The organism is Actinospineispora acaciae DSM 45401 (assembly GCF_000620785.1).
Taxonomy (GTDB): Bacteria; Actinomycetota; Actinomycetes; order Mycobacteriales; family Pseudonocardiaceae; genus Pseudonocardia; species Pseudonocardia acaciae.
In genome coordinates this window covers 261,654-281,507 of record NZ_JIAI01000001.1, presented here as the reverse complement: position 1 = coordinate 281,507, position 19,854 = coordinate 261,654, and the positions used below count along the sequence as shown (strand labels likewise).

18 protein-coding genes are annotated in these 19,854 nt (G+C 73.7%); 3 read left to right on the top strand and 15 right to left on the bottom strand.

Annotation, left to right across the window (positions count from 1 at the left end):
- Nucleotides 1-34: 34 nt before the first annotated feature.
- The 8 genes from N912_RS0101400 to N912_RS48785 form a co-directional block, all read right to left on the bottom strand.
- Nucleotides 35-1,240, bottom strand: a complete 1,206-nt coding sequence (locus N912_RS0101400) for a cysteine desulfurase family protein (protein WP_028921016.1) — start codon at nucleotides 1,238-1,240, stop codon at nucleotides 35-37.
- A complete protein-coding gene (locus N912_RS0101395) occupies nucleotides 1,237-2,388 on the bottom strand; it encodes a serpin family protein (RefSeq protein ID WP_245645150.1) in 1,152 nt (383 codons plus the stop codon). Before N912_RS0101395 ends, N912_RS0101400 begins: the two co-directional genes overlap by 4 nt.
- Nucleotides 2,385-3,158: an enoyl-CoA hydratase/isomerase family protein gene (locus tag N912_RS0101390; RefSeq protein ID WP_064745128.1), complete on the bottom strand. Its 774-nt coding sequence runs from the start codon at nucleotides 3,156-3,158 to the stop codon at nucleotides 2,385-2,387. Before N912_RS0101390 ends, N912_RS0101395 begins: the two co-directional genes overlap by 4 nt.
- Before the next feature lie 2 nt (nucleotides 3,159-3,160).
- Complete coding sequence (locus tag N912_RS0101385) at nucleotides 3,161-5,473, bottom strand: CaiB/BaiF CoA-transferase family protein (RefSeq protein WP_037062623.1); 2,313 nt, start codon at nucleotides 5,471-5,473, stop codon at nucleotides 3,161-3,163.
- A gap of 64 nt (nucleotides 5,474-5,537) precedes the next feature.
- Nucleotides 5,538-6,275, bottom strand: a complete 738-nt coding sequence (locus N912_RS0101380) for an SDR family NAD(P)-dependent oxidoreductase (protein ID WP_028921012.1) — start codon at nucleotides 6,273-6,275, stop codon at nucleotides 5,538-5,540.
- Nucleotide 6,276: 1 nt separating this feature from the next.
- On the bottom strand, nucleotides 6,277-6,621 hold the full coding sequence (locus tag N912_RS0101375) for a hypothetical protein (protein ID WP_028921011.1): 345 nt from the start codon (nucleotides 6,619-6,621) through the stop codon (nucleotides 6,277-6,279).
- Nucleotides 6,618-7,796, bottom strand: coding sequence for an acyl-CoA dehydrogenase family protein (locus tag N912_RS0101370; protein WP_028921010.1), 1,179 nt, complete (start codon nucleotides 7,794-7,796; stop codon nucleotides 6,618-6,620). The genes N912_RS0101375 and N912_RS0101370 overlap by 4 nt, the downstream gene beginning before the upstream one ends.
- A 17-nt stretch (nucleotides 7,797-7,813) precedes the next feature.
- Entirely contained in the window at nucleotides 7,814-8,347 is a 534-nt protein-coding gene (locus N912_RS48785; protein ID WP_051579436.1) for a flavin reductase family protein, read from the bottom strand.
- A 117-nt stretch (nucleotides 8,348-8,464) separates the two neighbouring features.
- Here N912_RS48785 and N912_RS0101360 point away from each other — a divergent pair, with 117 nt between their 5' ends.
- Both N912_RS0101360 and N912_RS59870 read left to right on the top strand, forming a co-directional pair.
- On the top strand, nucleotides 8,465-9,382 hold the full coding sequence (locus tag N912_RS0101360; protein ID WP_028921009.1) for a LysR substrate-binding domain-containing protein: 918 nt from the start codon (nucleotides 8,465-8,467) through the stop codon (nucleotides 9,380-9,382).
- 114 nt (nucleotides 9,383-9,496) lie between these two features.
- Nucleotides 9,497-10,294, top strand: coding sequence for a helix-turn-helix transcriptional regulator (locus N912_RS59870; RefSeq protein WP_028921008.1), 798 nt, complete (start codon nucleotides 9,497-9,499; stop codon nucleotides 10,292-10,294).
- On the opposite strand, the gene N912_RS48775 is transcribed toward N912_RS59870, so the two are convergent.
- Nucleotides 10,259-11,437 (bottom strand): MFS transporter, encoded by a 1,179-nt coding sequence (locus N912_RS48775; protein ID WP_211261105.1) that lies wholly within the window; start codon nucleotides 11,435-11,437, stop codon nucleotides 10,259-10,261. The genes N912_RS59870 and N912_RS48775 overlap by 36 nt on opposite strands.
- Nucleotides 11,438-11,553: 116 nt before the next feature.
- The gene (locus N912_RS59865; protein ID WP_051579434.1) at nucleotides 11,554-13,275 is read right to left on the bottom strand and encodes an AMP-binding protein; all 1,722 of its coding nucleotides are present in this window, start codon (nucleotides 13,273-13,275) and stop codon (nucleotides 11,554-11,556) included.
- Nucleotides 13,276-13,278: 3 nt separating this feature from the next.
- On the opposite strand from N912_RS59865, the gene N912_RS0101340 reads away from it, so the two are divergent.
- Nucleotides 13,279-14,133 (top strand): SDR family oxidoreductase, encoded by an 855-nt coding sequence (locus N912_RS0101340; RefSeq protein ID WP_028921007.1) that lies wholly within the window; start codon nucleotides 13,279-13,281, stop codon nucleotides 14,131-14,133.
- 10 nt (nucleotides 14,134-14,143) lie between these two features.
- Here the strand turns inward: N912_RS0101340 and N912_RS0101335 are convergent, their stop codons facing one another.
- The 5 genes from N912_RS0101335 to N912_RS0101320 form a co-directional block, all read right to left on the bottom strand.
- Entirely contained in the window at nucleotides 14,144-16,024 is a 1,881-nt protein-coding gene (locus tag N912_RS0101335) for a primary-amine oxidase (RefSeq protein WP_051579433.1), read from the bottom strand.
- Nucleotides 16,025-16,056: 32 nt separating this feature from the next.
- Nucleotides 16,057-17,220: an APC family permease gene (locus N912_RS48765; protein ID WP_169747793.1), complete on the bottom strand. Its 1,164-nt coding sequence runs from the start codon at nucleotides 17,218-17,220 to the stop codon at nucleotides 16,057-16,059.
- Nucleotides 17,221-17,235: 15 nt separating this feature from the next.
- A complete protein-coding gene (locus N912_RS61730) occupies nucleotides 17,236-17,547 on the bottom strand; it encodes a hypothetical protein (protein WP_051579431.1) in 312 nt (103 codons plus the stop codon).
- A gap of 169 nt (nucleotides 17,548-17,716) precedes the next feature.
- Complete coding sequence (locus tag N912_RS0101325; RefSeq protein WP_028921005.1) at nucleotides 17,717-18,532, bottom strand: isocitrate lyase/PEP mutase family protein; 816 nt, start codon at nucleotides 18,530-18,532, stop codon at nucleotides 17,717-17,719.
- Between the two features lie 11 nt (nucleotides 18,533-18,543).
- Complete coding sequence (locus N912_RS0101320) at nucleotides 18,544-19,767, bottom strand: CynX/NimT family MFS transporter (protein ID WP_037062619.1); 1,224 nt, start codon at nucleotides 19,765-19,767, stop codon at nucleotides 18,544-18,546.
- Between the last annotated feature and the right edge of the window lie 87 nt (nucleotides 19,768-19,854).

The window sequence follows — 19,854 nt, the reverse complement described above, 5'->3', positions numbered from 1 at the left end:
CCCATTCCGATCGCCGCTGACGAACCCGAGTTCATCACCGCGCGGCGGCCGGACCCAAGATCGATGGTCCGCTGGCCGAACCGTGGTCCGCCGATCGGACCGACGCCGCTACCAGGTCAGCCGCGCGGTCCACGTCGGCGTCCGTGGTCCAGCGGCCGAGCGAGAGCCGCAGCGCGCCCATGGCGTGCTCCGCGCTCAGCCCCATCGCGGTGAGCACCGGCGAGGGCCGGTCCTCCCCCTCGTGGCAGGCGGAGCCGGTCGACGCGGCGATCCCGGGCGTGGCGGCCAGCAGCTCGGCGCCCCGCACCCGGGTGATCGAGACGTTCAGGGTGCCGGGCAGCCGCGCGCCGGGGTCGCCGTTGAGCCGGACCCGTCCGGGGAGCAGCTCGACCAGCCGCCGGTGCAGGCGGTCCCGCAGCTCGGCCAGGCGCTCGGCCTCGTCGGGAAGCTCGTGCCGGGCGATCTCGGCGGCGGCGCCGAGGGCGACGATGAGCGCGACGTTCTCGGTGCCCGCGCGCAGCCCGCCCTCCTGGCCTCCGCCCCGGACCAGCGGTTCGAGCCGGGTGCCCGCGCGCAGGTACAGCGCGCCGACGCCCTTGGGCGCGTACATCTTGTGGCCGACCACCGTGAGCAGGTCGACGCCCAGCTCCTCGACGTCCACGGCGATCTTGCCGACGGCCTGGGCGGCGTCGGTGTGGAACAGCGCGCCGTGCTCGCGGGCCAGCGCGGCCAGCTCGGCCACGGGCTGCAGGGTGCCGGTCTCGGCGTTCGCGGCCATGATCGACACCAGCGCGGTGTCGTGGCCGGCCAGCGCGCGGCGCAGGTCGGCAGGGTCGACCCACCCGTACCGGTCGACCGGCAGGTACGTCACCCGGAACCCCTCGACCTCCAGCCCGGCGCAGGTCTCCAGCACCGCCGGGTGCTCGGTGACCTGGGTGACGACGTGGCTGCCCCGGTCGCGGTGGGCGCGGGCGGCGCCCCGGATCGCCATGGCGTCGGCCTCCGAGCCGCCGCCGGTGAACACGACCTCCTCCGGACGCGCCCCGATCAGCGCGCCGACCCGCTCCCGGGCGCTGTGGAGTGCATGGCGTGGCGCGCGGGCGTAGGCGTGCGCGCTGGACGGGTTGCCGAAGTGCTCGCTCAGGTACGGCAGCGCCGCCTCGACCACCCGCGGGTCCACCGGCGTGGTGGCGTTGTGGTCGAGGTAGATCGGCCGGCCTTCGAGTCCCGGATGGCTCATCGGCGCGTCCCGGGGTCGGTGACGCGCGCGAGGAAGTAGACGACGCCGGTCTCGACGTGGCGCACCAGCAGCAGGAACGGGCGGTCCACTCGTACCGTCACGGGCCGGCCCGGGGACGCGGACATCAGCCGGATCATCACCGCCGTCGCGGCCGCGCCCTCCAGCCCCTGCTCGTCCACCTTCAGCACAGTCTCGTGCAGGACGGCCTGCACGGCGAGCGGGTCCGGGCTGATCCCGGACAGGTCGGCGTCGCGGCTGAACACGGTGCGCACGCCCAACGCGCCCAGTACCGGGGTCAGCTCGGCGCGCAGGGTCAGCTTCAGCCTCGGCAGCGACAAGCGGACCGGGCGCGGCTCGGGGGCGGCCACCAGCTCGGCGAGCGTGTCGGCGTCCAGCGAGCGCTCCCGCTCGGCCAGCTCGCCGTCCGGCAGCAGCACCGTCGCCTCCACCCCGCCCACCGCGGGCAGGCGCACCACTTCCCACCCGGACACCGCCGCGTACCCGATCCGCTCGGCCAGCCGCATGGTCGGCACGCTCAGGGTGTGCCCGGGCGCGTGGAACGGCTCCGGGCGGGTGCCCTTCGACTCGAACCGGTGCCTCCACGCGACCTTGAGGTACAGCGCGTTCACCACCGCCGCGACAGTGTCCGGACCGATCACGCCGGCCGGCAGCAGCTCGGGGATCAGGTCGCGGGTGGTTCGCGCGACATCGGAGTTGATCAGTTTCCGGGCGCTGTCCGGGGCATTGCGGAACGGGGCATTGCGGACCGCGCCGCTGGGCATCCGGGCGAGCTGTTCGGCGAACGAGTCCCGCACGGTGATCGACTCGTCGGCCCACAGCGTGTCGGCGACCGCGAGTATCGGCCGGTCCTCGCGTTCGGTGCCGGCGTCCAGCCGCCCGGCGGCGGCGAGCTGCGCGAACAGCCATTCCGGGTCGGCGGTCGGGTCGCCGAGCAGCAGCGTCGCCAGCTCTTCACGGGTCGTGCCGCGCGCGCCCGCGGCGACCAGGCCGAGCGCGCTGGCCACGGAGAACGGCGACCAGCAGGCCGTGCGCGCCGGGTCGGGTGCCAGCGCGCGATGCAGGTCAAGGGCAAAGGACAGATGCGCTCGGTCGGTCAGAGTCCACAGTTCTGGACTGTACGCCGTCACCGGCCACGGAAGGTGGGCTTGCGCTTGTCCAGGAAGGCCTGCAAGCCCTCGGCGGCGTCCTCGGTGCCGGTGAGCGCGGCGACGGCCTCGGCCTCGCGGTCCAGGGCCTGCTCGATCGGCAGCCCGTAGCCCTCGTCGACGACCCGTTTGAGCAGGCCGATCGCGGCGGTCGGGCGGGTCGCGAGGTCGCGGGCGCGGGCGGTCACCTCGGCGTCGAAGTCGGCGGCGTTGACGACCTCGTCGACCAGGCCCAGCTCCAGCGCCCGCTCGGCCGGCAGCCGCTCGCCGTCGATCATCAGCCGCCGCGCCAGGTGCGGGCCGACGAGGCGGGGCAACCGTTGGCTGCCGCCCGCGCCCGGGAACAGCCCGAGCGCCATCTCGGGGAAGCCGAAGGTGGCCGTCGAGGACAACAATCGCAGGTCACAGGCCAGCGACAGTTCGGCGCCGCCGCCCAGGGCGTGGCCGTTCATGGCCGCGAGGACCGGCTTGGCGGCCAGTTCGAGGATGCGCTGCACGTCGATCCAGCGCCGCATCTGGGCCTGGTTCGCGGCGGACAGGTCGCGCATCACCGCGATGTCCGCGCCGGCCACGAAGAACCGCCCGGTGCCGGTGATGACGATGCACCGCACGGCGGGGTCGTCCGCGAGCGGCGGCAGCACCGCCAGGAACTCGTGGATCATCGCGGGGTCGACGGCGTTGGCCGGTGGCCGGTCGATCCGGATGGTCGCCACCGCCGAGTCGACCTCGACCCGCAACACGCCGTCTGTCACGTTTACTCCAATGCTCCCGCGTCGGTCAGCTCGGCCAGCCGCGCGTCGTCGGCGCCGAGCAGCTCGCGCAGCACCGCCTCGGTGTGCTCGCCGAGCAGCGGGGCCGGCGCGGTCAGGGCGCCGGGGGTGGCGGCGAGGCGGGCCACGATGCCCTCGTGGCGGACGGGGCCGGCGATCGGGTGGTCGAGCACCGGGTAGAAGCCGCGCGCGGCCAGTTGCTCGTCGTTCTCCACCAGGTCGCGGCCGGTGGCGACGGGCGCGGCGGCGATCCCGGCGGACTGCAGGCGGCCGGCCAGCGCGGCGGCGTCCTGGTCGCGGGTCCAGCCGGCCAGCGCCGCGTCGATCTTGTCCTCGTGCAGTTGTCGCACGCCCAGGTCGGCGTCGCGGGGCAGGTCGAGGGCGGTGAGGTGCACGAGCGCGCGCCACTGCGCGTCGTCCTGGACGGCGATGGCGACCCAGCTGTCGTCCCCGGCGGTCGGGTAGACCCCGCGCGGCGCCATCCGGGTGGAGCGGTTCGGGTACGCCGCGGAGCGGTTGTCGCGGACGCCGGAGGGCAGCGCGGCCTCGGTCACGGCGGTGCCCATGGTCGCGGCCATCGCCTCCAGCTGGGACAGGTCGACCAGGCCGCCCCGGCCCTCGGCGAGCAGTGCCAACACGCCGAGCACCCCGGCGTTGGCCGCCACCATGTCGCCCAGCCCGAACGTCAGCCCCTGCGGCGCGCCACCGGGGTCACGGGTCTCGCTGGACAGCCCGGACATCGCGGCGAGGGTGTCGGCGAAGGTGACGGCGTCGCGCCACGGGCCGGTCTGTCCCACGCCGGCCATGGACAGCAGGATGACGTTCGGGTTGCGGGCGCGCAGCGAGTCGTAGTCCATCCCCCAGCGGGCCAGCACGCCCGGGCTGAAGTTCTCCACCACCACGTCGCAGTGCGCCGACAGCTCGCGCAGCACCTGTTGGCCCTGCTCGGTGCGCAGGTTCAGCGCGACGCTGCGCTTGCCCCGGTTGAAGTTGAGGAAGTAGCCGCTGTCGTCCGGCCCGGCGTCGGGGCGAAGCCGCATGGACGGCGCGAACCGCGTCGGGTCCTGCCGGTGCCGGGACTCGATCTTGACGACGTCGGCGCCGTGCTCGGCCAGCTGCTTGGTCGCGTACGGGCCGGCCAGCACCCAGGTCAGGTCCAGCACCCGGACCCCGTCCAGTGCCCTTGCTCCGGTCCTCGCGCGCGGCCGGTCGCCGGCGCGCGGTGTGGGGACGGGCCACGGGTCGTCGGACGTCTCGGCGGGCATGGCCAGCGTGGCCGGCCGCTCCAACCCCGGCGCCGGCCAGGGGAAACCCACGTCGCGGACGCCGGTGAGCGGCAGCCCGGGGCCGGTCACGGTGACGAAGAAGCCCCTGTCGCGCAGCTGCGGGTTCTCCGACAGCCGCGCGGGCGCCACCACCTCGGCCCAGGGCAGCGCGCGGGCCCTGCCCTGTTCGGCGATCTCGCGCGCGGTCCGTTTCGCGACGAACCGGGCGACCACCTCGTCCACGTGCGGGCGGCCCTTCCAGCGCAGCACCGGGTCGGCCCACCGCTCGTCGACCAGGTCGCCGGCCTCGCCTTCCTCGACCATCCAGGCGAGCAGGTCGGTCCACATCCGGTTGCTGCCGGAGTACCCGCCGGCGACGTAGCCGTCGGACGCGGCGAAGATCCGGTGCGCGACATGCTCATAGACGCCGCCGTTGCGGACCGGGAAGCGGCCGGCGTGGATCCAGCTGATCGCCGCCGTCTCCAGGGTCGCCGCCGCCGCTTCCTGCCCGGACACGTCGACCAACTGGCCGCCCACGCGCGGGCGGGCCAGCGTGCCGAGCAGCGCCGCGATCGCCGCGTGCGCGCCGGCCAACTGCACGGCCTGCTCACCCGGTGGCGGCTTGGGCGGGCCGTCCGCGCGCCCGCCCAGCCAGGTCATCCCGCCGGCGGAGGCCAGCACCAGGTCCTCGGCCCGCCAGCCCCGCCGGGGCCCGGTCAGGCCGAACGGCGTGACCACCACGTGCACCGCGTCCGGCCAGCGCGACGCCGGACCGTCCGGCCCGAACCGCACCCCGCGCAGCGCCGCGACCGGGCCGCTCTCCAGCACTACGTCCGCGCGCGCCGCCAGCTCGTCGAGCGCCCGCTCCCCCGCCGGCGGCCGCACCCGGCGCTTGCCGGCGTGCCAGTGCACCGCCTCGGCGCGACCGCCACCGCTGTCGTCGACACACCTGACGACGTCCGCGCCCAGGCCGACCAGCAGCCGCGCGCCCTGAAAGGCCAGCTCGTCGGTCAGGTCCAGCACTCGGATCATCGATGCCGACCGTAGGGTCCGGCCATCGGCCGCCGAAGCGAACCGGTCTGCCCAGCGAACCGACTCACCTCATGAACGCCCCGCCGTTGATGTCGAACGTGGCCCCGGTGATGTAGCCGGCCTGTTCCCCACACAGGAACGCCACCAGCTCGGCCACCTCCTCCGGCCGCCCGAACCGCCCGACCGGGATCGACGCCTCCGCCTGTCGCAGCCGTTCGGGATCCATGCCGTCCATCACCGGCGTACGGACGGCGGCCGGGGCCACGGCGTTCACCGTCACCCCGTCGGCGGCAAGATCCCGGGCGAAGATCTTGGTCAGCACCAGGATGCCGGCCTTGGACGACGCGTAGTGCGCGCCGGCGACCAGCCCGCCCTGCTGGCCGGCCAGCGAGGCCATGTTCACGATGCGCCCCCAGCCCCGCTCGCGCATCGCGGGCGCCAGCGCGCGCGTGGTGACCAGCACGCTGCGCAGGTTGGTGGCCAGCACGTCGTCCCACTCGTCCAGCTCGATGTCCCACACCGAGCGGGACACCGTGCGCGCGGCGTTGTTGACCAGCACGTCGGGCGAACCCAGCCGCCCGTCCAGCTCCGCGAGCGCGGTCCGCACCGCCACCGCGTCCCGCACGTCCACACCCACGCCGACGGCCGTCGCGCCCGTCCCGTCCAACCGCCGTGCCAGCGCCACCGCCGAGGACCCGTCCAGGTCCAGCAGCCCGACCCGGTGGCCGCGCCGGTGCAGCTCGGCCGCGACCGCCGCGCCCAGCCCCCGGCCCGCCCCGGTCACCACCGCAACGCGCGCCATCTCACTCGTTCCCGAAGAACAGCGGCCGCCCGATCCGGGCCTGGATCGTGAAGTACTTCCACAGCCGCGCGTCCTCGCCGACGGGGTGCTCGCGCATGATGTTGCACACCTTGGTGGCCGCCTCGTGGTCCGGCACGTCGGCCAGGATGTACGCGGTCCACGGGAAGACGTCCGACGGGCCGACCATCAGCTCGTCGTCGTCCATCGTCCCGAGCACCCGCACCCCGAACCGCCCGGCCAGGTCGTCGAACGCCCGCCGGGACTCCGCGATCACCGCCTGCCGCTCGTCCGCGCCGGCCGAGAAGAACGGCGCGCGCACGCCGATGCAGAACAGCGTCCTCATCATGGGTGCACCTCCGAGGTCGGGGCGAGCTCGACGCCCAGCGCGCTGGCGCCGACCAGCTCGCGGGCGGCGTGGTTGGCGAACGGCATGAACGGGCCGGCCTGCACGTCGCGCCACATCCGCTGGAAGGGCAGCTTGCGGACGTAGGCCGCGCCGCCGACCACCTCGACCAGCTTGGTCATCGCGGCCACCGCGTTGTTGCAGCACACGTACTTGACCAGCCCGCAGCGGGCCAGCCCCTCCTGGACGCTCAGCTGCGCGAGCAGCCGCCCGGAGCTGACCTCGTCGGCGTGCCGGTAGAGCACCGCGCGGGACTGTTCGAGCAGGATCTCGACCTCCGCGATGCTGTCCATGACCAGCGGCTGGGCGGCGATCCCGCGCCGCACGACCTGCCGTTTGGCCCACTCCAACGCGCCCACCGCGACGCCGTTGTAGACCGCACCGAACGCGGGCATCGCCCAGGAGAACACCGTCTCCAGCACGCGCGCGTCGAGGTGCCCCACCGGCAGCGAGTGCACCACCGCCTCGTCCGGGACGAACAGGTCGGCGAACTCCACGTCGTTGCTCTGGGTGGCGCGCATGCCGAGCATGTCCCAGTTCTCGTGGATCGTCACCGCCGGGTCGGACAGCGCCACCCGGCACAGCAGCAGCCGGTCCCCGTAGCGGGCGGTGGTGGAGCAGTGCGTGGCCACCGAGGTGTTGGTGCCGAAGTTCTTCCTGCCGTTGATCACGAACCCGCCGTCGGTCCTGGTCGCGGTGGTCCTGGCGTCGGTCATCAGGTTCGGGGTGCCGATCTCGCTGGTGACCGCCGCCCAGATCAGCTTGTCCTCGGCGGCGTCGCGCAGGAACGTCTCCAGCCGGGGGTCGCCGGTGCGCCGCCAGACCGCCGACCACTGGCCCAGCGGCGAGATGTGCATGTTCACCGCCAGCGCCGTCGCCCCGTCACCCATCGCCAGCCGCTCCAGCGCCGGGATCGCCTCGGCCTGGGTGGCGCCCAGCCCGCCCAGCTCCTCGGGCAGGGTGAGCCGCAGGAACCCGCTCTCCCGCATGTCCTTGTAGTTGTCGAACGGGAACGTGTTGTCGCGGTCGTGGGCCTCGGCGCGTTCGGCGAACGTGTCGGCCAGCCGGCCGGCGAGCTCGACGAACTCGCGCTGCCGGTCGGTGAGGCATTGCTTCATCGGCTTCCCTTTCTTGGTCAGGCGCAGGGCTCTGGGACGTGACGGCCGTAGCCCCGGTCCCGGTAGGTCAGGCCGTCGACGTCGTTCGCCTCGGCCGCCCGCACGGCGCCGACCAGCACGGCGTGGGTGCCGACGGCCAGCTCGTGGAGCAGGGTGCAGTCGAAGGCGGCGGGAACGTCGGCACGGACCGGGGCGCCGGTCCGCAGGGTCCGCCAGCCCTCGCCGAAGACGTACCGCTCGCCCACCGCGCCCCGGCCGGCGAACGTGTCGGCCAGCGCCCGCTGCGGCGGGCCGAGCACGTTGACCGCGAAGCACCCGTTGGCCGCCACGGCGGCCGCGGCGGCGGTGTCGCGGTAGAGGCAGACCAGCAGTGTCGGCGGGTCCGCGCAGACCGAGGTCGCGGCGCTGACCGTCTGGCCGAACCGGCCGGCGAGCCCGTCGGTGGTCACGACCGTGACGGCGGCCGCCGTGCGCGCCATCGCCGCCAGGTAGCGCGACCTCAGCTCGGCGTCACAGCGGCCGAGCAGATCCAGCCGTTCGGCAGTGCTCACCGGCCGCTCCTTCCGCGCTGAAGATCTGGACGGAGTATTCGCGGGCCGGCGGCGCGCGCTCAAACGGATGTTCTCGCTACGCTGCATCACATAGTTCGATCCAGGGAGGTCCTAGCGTTGTCAGCGCGGCCGAGGTTCACCCTGGCCCAGCTGTCGTACTTCATCGCGGCGGCCGAGGCCGGCAACATCTCGGTGGCCGCCGAGCGGGTGCACGCGTCGCAGTCCGCGCTGTCCTCGGCCATCCAGCGGCTGGAGCGCGAGCTGGGCTGCGACCTGTTCATCCGGCATCACGCGCGCGGCGTGGCGCTGACCGCCAGCGGGCGGCAGCTGGTGGACATGGCCCGCGCGCTGCTGAGCCAGGCCACCGAGCTCGAACGGGCCGGCGAGAGCCTGCAGCAGAGCCTGCGCGGCGAGCTGCACGCGGGCTGTTTCGTCACGCTCGCGCCGTTCTACCTGCCGCCGGTCCTGACCCGGCTGCGGTCCCGGCACCCCGAGCTGACCGTCGAGGTCACCGAGGCCGACGGGGCCGGGCTGCACGACGCGCTGCGCTCGGGGGCCTGCGAGATCGCGCTGACCTACCGGCTCGACATCGCGGACGACATGGCGTTCGAGCAGGTCACCAGGCTGACCCCGTACGCCCTGGTCTCCCAGCGGCATCCGTGCGCCGGGCGGTCCAGCGCGTCGCTGCGCGAGCTGGCCCGCGCCCCGATGGTGCTGCTGGACATCCCGGGGCCGCGCGGGTTCATGCTCGGCATGCTGCGCCGCGCCGGCGCCACCCCGCCGGAGTTCATCCGCACCACCAGCTTCGAGACGATGCGCGGGCTGGTGGCCGCCGGCGACGGCTTCACCATCCTCAACCAGCGGCCGCGCACCGACGCCGCCGAGCAGGGCCCGGTGCTGTCGCTGGAGATCACCGACGCGGTGCCGCTCGCGCTGGGCCTGCTGCGGGTGGCCGGCGTGCGCCCGAACCGGCGGATGCGCGCCTTCGCCGCGGAGTGCCACCAGGTCGCCCGCACCCTGACCGCACCGAGATGACGGCGCGGCGCTCGGCATGCGGGTGCCGGCCTTGGCTCGGGAATAGTGATCGCGTGGACCGCGTCCTGCCTCATCGTGACCGGGCTAGCAGCGCCGAAGGACGTCATAGGACCGATGCCCGAGCCGCGATGGGAGATGACCATGCTGCGGCACGATCGGCTGGTGAGGGGCGGGGAGCTGAGCGATGGGCCGGGCTCGCTGTGGGCTCTGGTGGTGTGTGGCTCGGTCACGTTGGACACCGCGGGCGGCAGCCAGCCACTGGTTGAAGGGGATGCGGTCCTGATCGGCGGCGGCACGGCGCGCCGGCTGACCGCCATCGACGACTCCGTCATCGTCGTCGCCGATCTCCGCCCGGCGGTCCCGCCCGGCGGGCTGTCGAGTCCGCTGCTCATTCGTGGGTTCAGCGCCCGGCACGCCGGGGTGGCGGCCCTGATCACCACATGCCCGGTGCGCGGCGAGTGCGCTCAACCGATGTTCCTCGCCGGCTACGCAGCCCTGCTCGGTGCGGCGACCGTGACGTCGTGGCGAGGTACCGAGAGCAGCAACCACACCGTTGACGGCGCGGTGGCGTCCGTCATGACCGAGCTGATGAATCGTCCCGGAGCGGCCTGGACGCTGGAGTCGATGGCCCGCATCGTGCACCTGTCGCGGTCGGCGCTGGTGCAACGGTTCCGGCGGGCCGTGGACGCCAGCCCGATGTGGGTGTTGCGGGAGATTCGGATGGACGCGGCGCGGCAGCTACTCCGCGACCCCGCGCGACCCGTCACCCAGGTCGCGCTCGCCGTCGGCTACGGTTCGGCGGCGGCGTTCAGCAGGGCGTTCGCCGCACGCCACGGCCTCGCGCCGAGGGCCTGGCGCGCGATGTCGCCCTCACCCTCACCGTCGCACGATGCGGATCGACGCAAAACCTAAGCCCGCGGCCAGGGCAAGCGCGGAACCGGTCAACAGTGCGGCGGCGACCCCGCGATTGTCGACAAGCGCCCCGCCCACGACGGCGCCGAGCGTGATGGCCAGCTGGAACGCCGTCACCTGCAACGCCGTCGCCGGCTCGGCGCGCTCGGGTTCCACGCGGGTCACCCACAGCTGCGTCGCGGCCGGAACCATGTTGAACCCGACGCCCCACACCACGATCGCAACGGCCAGCAGCGGCAGCGACGCCGCCGTCGCGGTGACCAGCAGCCCCGCCGCGAGCAGCAGCGGCGCCGCGGCGGCCAGGAACCGAAGCCGCCTCGCGAGCGCGCCCGCCACCAGGCTGCCCGCAACGCCGCCGACGCCCCAGGCGAGTAGCAGCCACGTCGTGCCCTCGGAGTCCACCCGCCCGATCGCCAGCCGAATGTAGGGGTAGGCAGAGAAGTTGCCAAGCGCGGCGAGCAGGACGCACACGACGCCCGCCAGCAGCCGCCCACGCGCCAGGACCCTGCGCAGCATGGCGAACCCGGCGGCTGGGTGAGCGGGAACCGGCGGAACCGCCGCCGCTACCCCGACGGCGACAACCGCGGTGATCGCGGCCGCTCCGGCGAATGCGGCGCGCCACCCGATCTCGTCACCCACCAACGACGCGAGCGGGACTCCGGCAACCGACGCGACACTGACCCCGAATGCGAGACCGGCGGACACCACACCGTCCCGGCCGGGGACCGCGTAGGTGCCCGCACCGAACGCGAACGACCAGAAGCCGGCGATCGCAACGCCGATCACCAGCCGGCCAGCGAGCAGGATCGGGAAACTCGGCGCGACCGCGACCGCGAGATTCGATACCGTGCCCGCCGCAAGGAGTCCGACAAGAACCCAGCGCCGGTCGGCGCGTGGCAACAGCACAGCGATGCTGGGCGCGGTCACGGCGCCCGCGATCGCGGTCGCCGCAACGGCCAGCCCGGCGACACCGACACTGACACCGAGGTCGGCAGCCATCGCGGGCAGAACGCTCGCCGGCAGGAACTCGCTGGCCACAAGCACGGTAACGGCGGCCGACAGTGCCACCACCGGCGCCCACGTCCGCCCGTGCGGCATCGCGTGGCCGACCGATCGTCGCTTTGTCCCCGTCTCGAAGGTCATGTGTCCGAGTATCGAGACCCGCCACACCGAGCGGTTGATCCATCGACGCCCGACAATGATCGAACGACGCGGTGGTCGCGCGATGCACTCGTACATAGACGGCGCGCCGCCGGACCCTAGCGGGTGCGTTCGGCGTCCCAGGTGGTCTCGTCGACGCCGTGCTCGGCGAGCACGCGCTTGAGCAGCTTGCCGTTCGGGTTGCGCGGCAGCTCGGGGACCAGGCGGACGAACCGTGGCACGGCGTGGCGCGGCAACCGGTCGCGGCACCAGGCCCGCACGGCGGGGCCGTCCACCCGAGCCCCGGGAGGCGCGCTGAGGACGACCAGCAGCTCCTCCTCGGTCAGCTCGGACGGCACGCCCACGGCGGCCACCTCGACCACGCCGGGCATCTCGGCGAGCACCCGCTCGACGTCCCAGGTGGCCACGTTCTCGCCCCGGCGGCGCACCACGTCGGCGCGCCGGCCCCGGAAGTACAGGTAGCCGTCGGCGTCCAGGCAGCCGTGGTCGCCGGTGTGGAACCAGCCGTCCCGGAGCACCCGGGCGGTCGCCTCGGGGTCGCCGGCGTAGCCGGAGAACGTGATGTTCGGCAGCCGGGGCCGCGCCGCGATCTGGCCGACCTCGCCGGGCGGCAGCGGCCGGCCCGCCTCGTCCAGGATCGCGACCTCGTACTCGGGGACCACCCTGCCGGCCGAGCCGGGTCGCCACGCCGTGGGGGTGTTCGCGGCGACGTCGCCGAGCTCGGTGCAGGCGTACGCCTCCAGCGCGCGCACCCCGAACCGCTCCCGGAACCGCGCGGCCAGCTCGACCGGCGCCGGCGCCCCGTAGGCCATCCGGACCTCGTGCTCGCGATCGCCGCGCTCCGGCGGCCGCCGCTCCAGGATCGCCAGCATCGCGCCCATGAAGTTGAACGCGGTGACTCCGCCTCGCCGGCAGTCCGCCCAGAACCCCGAGGCGGAGAACCGGGGCAGCGCGACCAGCCGGGCGCCGCTGTGCAGCGCGGCCAAAAGCGCGCTGTGCCGGACGTTGATGTGGTTCCACGGGAAGACGTTGAGCAGCACGTCGCCCGGGCCGTAGCCCATGGTTGCGCAGACCCGGCGGGCGTGCCGGACCGCGGCGAACCCCGGCAGCACGGCGGCCTTGGCCCGCCCGGTCGTCCCCGAAGTGGAGACGATCACGAACGGATCTTCGGGCGCGGGCTCGGGCCGCGAGCCGAGCGCGGTGGCGGGCAGCTCGTCCAGCAGCGGGAACCCGGCCGCCGGGGCGCCGACCAGCACCACCCTCGGCACGGTGGACGGATCCGCGAGCAGCGCGGCCAGGCCGGGGTTGTCGGCCAGCACGTCGGAGCCGACCACGAACACCTCGGCCGACGTGGCGGCCAGCAGCGCCCGCGCCGAGTCGGCGGCGACGTCGAGCGCGAGCGGCACCTCCACGGCGCCGAGCCTGGCCAGCCCGAAGATCAGTTCGACGGCGACGCGCCCCGGCCGCACGCAGGTGGCCACCCGCGCCCCCGGCCGCACCAGCGGCGCGAGCCTGCGCGCCACCGCGCGGGCACCCTCGTCGACGGCGCCGACGCCGCACGGCACCCCGTCGGCGAACCTGACCAGCTCGTCGTCGGGCGCGGCGGCCGCCCGCCGCTCCAGCAGGTCCAGCGGCGTCCGCGCCGTGCCCCGTGCCGTCCACCGGGCGACTACCTCGCTCAGCGCCGCGCTCCTCCCGACGAACTGCCCGGACTCTGCCCGGTGCGCCCGGCCGGCCGCAACGCCACGATCCCACTCACCGGACCCCGGTTGTGTCGGGGTGGCGTGCCACGATCGCCGCGACGCACGAAAGGGGCACATCAAATGATCTTGGTGACGGGTGCGGGCGGGGCGGTGGGCACGGCCCTGCTCGGCGAGCTGCGGGCGGGCGGCCACCCGGTCCGCGCCGCCTACCACTCGCCGGCCAAAACGGCCGAGGCCAGCGCAAACGGCATCGACGCTGTCACCGTGGACGCGTCCGACCCGGCCACGCTGGCACCGGCGCTGGCCGGGGTCGACACCGTGTTCCTGCTCGGCGCGATGGGCTCGGACCAGACCACGCGCGAACGGAACGTCGTCGAGACCGCGAAAGCGAACGGCGTGGAACGGGTGGTGAAGCTCTCGGTCTGGCGCGCCGACGAGGAGCTGACACCGATCGCCCGGCTGCACCGCCCGGTCGAGCGCGCGCTGGAGTCGTCCGGCCTGGCGTGGACGTTCCTGCGGCCCAACTTCTACATGCAGAACTTCTCCCGCCAGTTTGCCGCATCGATCAGGAGCAACCGCGCGTTCGCCCAGCCGGCCAGCCGGGCGCCGATCAGCTTCGTCGACGTCCGCGACATCGCCCGCGTCGCCGCCCGCGTGCTCACCTCGGCGGGCCACGACGGCGTGGTCTACGACATCACCGGCCCGCAGGCCCTCACCTACGACGAGGCGGCGGCCACGCTCACCGAGGTACTCGCCGAGCCGGTGCGGTTCGTCGAGCTGACCGACGAGCAAGCGCGCGCGGCCATGCTGCAGCGCGGCCTACCGGAGTTCTACGCCGACGCGCTGATCGAGGTGAGCCGGGCCTACCGGGACGGCGGGGCGGAGACTGTCACCACCACCGTGCGCACCCTGACCGACCGTGACCCGGTCACCTTCGAGCGGTTCGTCCGCGACCACCGGGCGTCGTTCGCCTGATCGTCACGCCTCAGCCGTGGCAGGCCTTCGGCGGCACCACGTCCAGCGCCGGGTTGCGGTCGAAGAAGTTGACCGGCATCAGCTGGAAGCCGACCTTCTCCACCGGCATCACCGGCCAGTCCTCCGCGCGCGGGATGTGCGTGACGCCGAGGGTGAACCACATGACCACGTCGGTGTCCACCAGCGGCCGGTCGGCCCGCACGAACTCCGGCAGGCCGGCGCCGCCCGGGTGCTGGTTCGGGAAGTCGCCGGCCGCGCGCAGCTCGTCCGGCGAGTACCGGGTGACCCACACGTTGCGCTTGGTGAAGCCGGCCCGCGCGGCCACCGGCGCCGGGTCCTGGGCGAGCAGTGTCGAGGACGCCCAGCCTGGCAGCAGCTTGTACCCCACCGGGTAGCCCCACGCGTTCGTCCGGTTCCGGTTGACCACCGTCCAGCTCCGGGCCGCCCGAGGGTCGGTCAGGCCCACCCCGGCGCGCGACTCGCTCTCCAGCAGGGTGGCGCGCAGCGTGAACGCGTTGCCCGTCGGGTTCTCCGGCCCCACCGGCAGCGGCACCGTGTCGTTCTCGAACACGCTGTTCTCGGGCCCGTCCACCTCCAGGTCCAGCCGGAACGAGAACATGTGCTGGTGGTAGGAGGCGGCCAGGTTCTCCGCGATCCGGGTGGCGCTCGGGGTCGGCTCACCGTCCGGCACCACCCTGGTCTGCACGATGCCGGTGAGCTTGACCTCCACCTGGATCGACCCGTCCTGGTGGAAGTACCAGTAGAAGCCGTACTCGTAGTTCCCCACCGTGGCGATCGAGCTGACCACCAGCCGCCGGGACCGCCGGATCTCGGTGGTCTGGGAGATCCAGTCCTCGTGCTTCCACAGGATGCCGTCGTCCTCCTCGTGGATGCAGATCGCGTTGTTCACCGTGTACGGCTCGCCGTTCTCGCCGGCCAGCACGGCGTCCAGGTAGCGGATCTCGCCGAGGCAGTCGCAGCCGAGCGTGAGGGAGTTCGTGAGCTTGCCCAGCCCGAACTCGCCCACGTCGAAGGCGCTGCGGAAGCTGTGCTCCGGCGCGGCGTCGCCGTAGGGCACCACCATCTCGGCGACCGAGCCCCGGTGCAGGATGTCGCGGTACTCGTCCCCGTCGCGGTAGGCGACCCCGTACACGACCAGCCCTTCCAGCGGGTGCAGGCCGACCCGTAGCCGCCACTTCTGCCAGGTCAGCTCGTTGCCGTCCAGCTCGAAGCCGACCCCGTCCGGCTGGGTGATCTCCAGCGGGGCGACGTCCTCGCGCAGCGGCGCGGCGGACGCCACGTCGTAGTTCCCGGGCGCCGGGGTCAGCGGGCGAACCCCGTGGTCGTGCACCGCCAGCACCTGCTCGCTGGCCAGGTCCACGATCGCCACGATGCCCTCGATGGGATGCGCGTAGCCGTTGTCCGCGCGGAAGTGGCGCTGGTACGACACGGCGGCGAGCAGCCGCTGGCCGTTATTTTCGGCGCGGTTCCCGACGCACCACGGGTCGACCTGGATCTCGGCGGTGTCGGTGATGCCGCGCCTGGCCAGCGCGTCGAGGTAGCGCGGGTCCTTCTTGACCAGCTCGGCCACCCGCTCGAACTCCTCGACCAGGATCGGCGCCGCGCCCTGCGACACCACGTCGGCGGACGACACGACCCCTTCGTCGAGGTCGACGCGCACGTCGTGGGTCCGCCCGTTGGACCGGTCCACCACCATCGCCCTGGCCCGGCGGGCGACCGGGGCTCCCGCTCGCACCAGTTCCTTGTCCGGCTCGTCGGTGAACACGGCGGCGAACCCGATCCGGTCGCCGGCGATGCCCCCGGCCCGCACCAGCCGGGCCACGGTGCTGATCTCGTCCTCGGTCAGCGGGTTGAACAGATCGTGCCGCATGCGATGTCCTCTCCTGACTGGTGACACCCGGCTCAGGCCGGCTCCCGATCGACGCTGGTCCGTCCCATCCGTTCGTACCGGGCCCGGTCCCTGGCCCGGACCCGCAGCGCCACCGCCAGGCCCACCGCGACCACCACCGGGTGCAGCCAGGGCAGCGAGTTGATCACCGGGGACGGGCTGCCGGTGAGCGAGGAGTAGTTCAGCAACGACAGCGAGGTGGCGACGGCCAGCGCCACGGCGGCGACGGCCGGCGCGACGACGTGGCCGAACCCGCGCTCGCCCCGGCGGTAGAAGAACACCGCCACCGCCGCCGAGGTCAGGGTCAGCAGCGACTCCAGGCCGACCGCGCCCAGGCCGGTCAGAGAGGTGGACAGGTTGAGCAGCGGGTCCAGGCCGGCCGCCGCGAAGCCGAACACCATCACCGCGAGCACCGCGACCTGGGTGAACCCCGCAACGTAGGGCGATCCGAACCTCGGGTGGGTGCGGGCCAGCGCGGCGGGCAGGAAGCCGTCGCGGGCCAGCGCGTAGAAGTAACGGGCGGCGGCGTTGTGGAAGGCGAGCACTGCGGCGAACGAGCTGGTCACGACCAGGACGCCGATCACCTCGGCGGTGAGCGGGCCGAGGTACTCGCCGGCCAGCCCGAACACGAACCCGCCCGGGTCGCGGCCCGCCACCTCGCTCACCCGGTCCGCGCCCGCGCCGGCGAGCAGGCCCCACGCGCAGAGCACATAGAACACGCCCACCACCGCCACCGCGCCGTAGGTAGCCCGGGGCACCGCCCTGGACGGCTCCCTGGTCTCCTCAGCGTAGATGGCGGTGCCCTCGAACCCCAGGAACGAGGACAGCGCATAAATGACCGCCACGCCCAGCGAGCCGCCCGCGACGGCGGCCGGCGAGAACGCCAGCGGCGTGAACGCCGACGGGCCGCGCTGGACCAGGATCGCGGCCACCAGCACCAGCAGCACCGCGACCTCGAGCACCAGCGCGACGCCCAGCACCCGCGCGGACACCGTGACCCTGCGGTAGGACAGCACGGCGACCACCGCGATCCCGGCCGCCGCCCACAGCGGCCAGGGCAGGTCGACCCCGAGCAGCCGCTTCGCGGTGTCCGCCGCGAAGAACGCGAGCGCGCCGCAGGTGGCGGCGGACAGCGCGTTGTAACACAGCGCGACCCGCACCGACGCCGAAGCAACCACGTGAAGAGCGCCAATCTAGCCCCGCCGGCGAGTGAGGCGAGTACACAGCGCCGCCACGTAGGCGGCGACCAGGCCGAGCGGGCGGCCGAGGCCTCGCGCGATGTAGGCGTAGAACGCGCCGGCGTTGCGCACGTACGGCACCGCGCGCACGTACCCGACCGAGAACAGCAGCAGCACCACCGCGGCGAGCAGGAACGTCCCCGGCGTGCCCGGCCCGTTGCCGAGCGCGAACGCCAGCGGCATGATCGCCACCACGACGGCCATCGGCGCGGCGGCGGCGAGCACCATGAAGATGACGTGCCGCGCGTTGAGGCTGCCGGCGGCCAACCGGCCTCCGCTCGTCTCGGTCCTCGCTGTCGTCCCAGGCTCAGTGACTGGCTCGGCGGGCTCGTACACGGCGCCTCCTTGCGCTGCCGACGAGTGCCGCAGTGAACCAGGCGCGCGGGCGGGCCGGGCACACCTCCGGTCCGGTGGGCGAACCGGGCAGGTCCTCGGCTCAGGTCACCGGCTCGCCCTTGAACGCGGCCCTGACCGCCTTGGCGCCAACGCCGGCGCGCGCGACGAACTCCGTGTAGCCGCCGCCGAGGAACTCCCGGGCCGCCTCCACCACGGCGCCGAGCGCGGCGAACGCGAACAGCCCGCCGATGGACACCCGGGCGACCCCGGCCTCGGCCAGCTCGGCCACCTCCGGCCCGCCCGGCCAGGCCAGCACGTTCACCGGCCGGTCCACCGAGCCCAGCACCGAGCGGACGTCGGCGATGGTGCTCAGCCCGGGGGCGTAGAGCACGTCCGCGCCGGCCTCCTGGTAGGCCTGCAGCCGCGCGATGGTGTCCGCCAGGTCCTGCCGGCCCCGGATGAGGTTCTCCGCGCGGCCGGTCAGCACCAGCCGGTTCGGGCCGGAGTGCGCGGCCTCGGCGGCGGCCGCGACCCGCTCGGCGGCCAGCCCGGCGTCGTAGATCGTCTCGCCGTCGTAGTCTTCGATCGAGCAGCCGGCCAGGCCGGCGTCGATCGCCCTGCGCACGGTCGCCGCGACGCCGTCCGGGGAGCCGGCGTAGCCGTTCTCCAGGTCGGCGGAGACGGGCAGCGTCGTCGCCGAGACGACGGTGGCGGCGTGATCGATGGCCTCGTCGAGGCTCACCGCGCCGTCCGGCCGCCCGAGGGTGGCGGCGAACCCGCTGCTGGTGGTGGCCAGCGCGGAGAACCCGAGGGACTCCAGCAGCCGGGCGGAGCCGGCGTCCCAGGGGTTGGGCAGCAGCAGCGGCTGCCCCGGTTTGTGCAGTTCGAGGAACGTGTCGGCCAGTTCATTCGCCATGTCGGCGGACGCTACCAGCGGGCCCCGACGGTCCCGGCAGAACCGATCGTCGCGCCGGTTTCGGAGCCGTCCACGAGCTGGCGCTCGCGCCCCGCCAGCAGGCCGACCATCGACTGGACGACCACCACGGCGATCAACAGGATCACCGGCCCGGTCCACGAGGCGCTCGCGTCGTGCAGCGCGCCGACCGCGAGCGGGCCGGCGGCCGCCAGCACGTAGCCGAAGGTCTGCGAGGTCGCGGTGACCTGGGTGGCCACCCGCGCGTCCGGCGAGCGCAGCGGGACCAGCACGAACGCGATCCCGGTGGTGGCGCCGGCCCCCACCCCGAGGATCACCATCCACCACACCGTCCCGACCGTGGGCGAGACCAGCACGCCGAGCAGGCCGGCGACCATCAGCGCGGTGCCCGCCGTGGTCAGCCAGACCTGGTTGCGGGTCCGCTCCCCCAGGATCGGGGCCAGCAGCGCGAACGGGATGGCCACCAGGCTCACGATGGACAGCATCCAGCCCGCCGCGCCCTCGGTCATGCCCGCGTCGATGAACAGCTTCGGCAGCCACGCCGACATGCTGTAGAAGAACATCGACAACAGGGCCAGGAACAGCACCAACGCCCACGCCAGCGGCTGGCGCCAGAGCCCGGTTGGCGGGGTGTGCGCGGGCGCCGGGCCGCCGTCGGCACGGCCGGCACGGACCAGCGGCAGCCAGGCCAGCAGCCCGACGCCGGCCGCGACAGCCCACATCGCCAGCGCGCCGCGCCAGGACAGCCCGGCGGCCTGCTGCACCGGCACGGTGAGCCCGGCGGCCGCCGCGGGCCCGATGTTGAGCCCCATGGTGTAGAGCCCGGTCATCACCCCGACCTGGCCGGGGAAGTCGCGCTTGATCAGCGCCGGGAGCAGCACGTTGCCGGCGGTGATCGCGACGCTCACCACCACCGTGCCGGCGAACAGCGCCACCGTGGACGGCACCAGCCGCAGCAGGAAGCCCGCGATGAGCAGCACCATGCTGGCCGCGACGGTGGCCTCCATGCCGAAGCGGCGCCCGACCCGGGGCGCGAGCATCGACAGCGCCGCGAAGCACAGCAGCGGCACCGTGGTGAGCAGGCCGAGCGCGGTGCTGGAGAACCCGGTCTCGGCCTGGATCTGCGCGATCAGCGGGGACACCGCCGTGATCGCCGGGCGAAGGTTGGTGGAGACCAGAACAACGCCGATCCCGGCGAGCACGAGCTTCAGGCGCATTAGCCGGAAGTTACCCACGCTAACGACAGCAGTCAAATACGAAATGACTCCTTACACTGGCCAGGTGGGAACACGGAACGGAGTGGC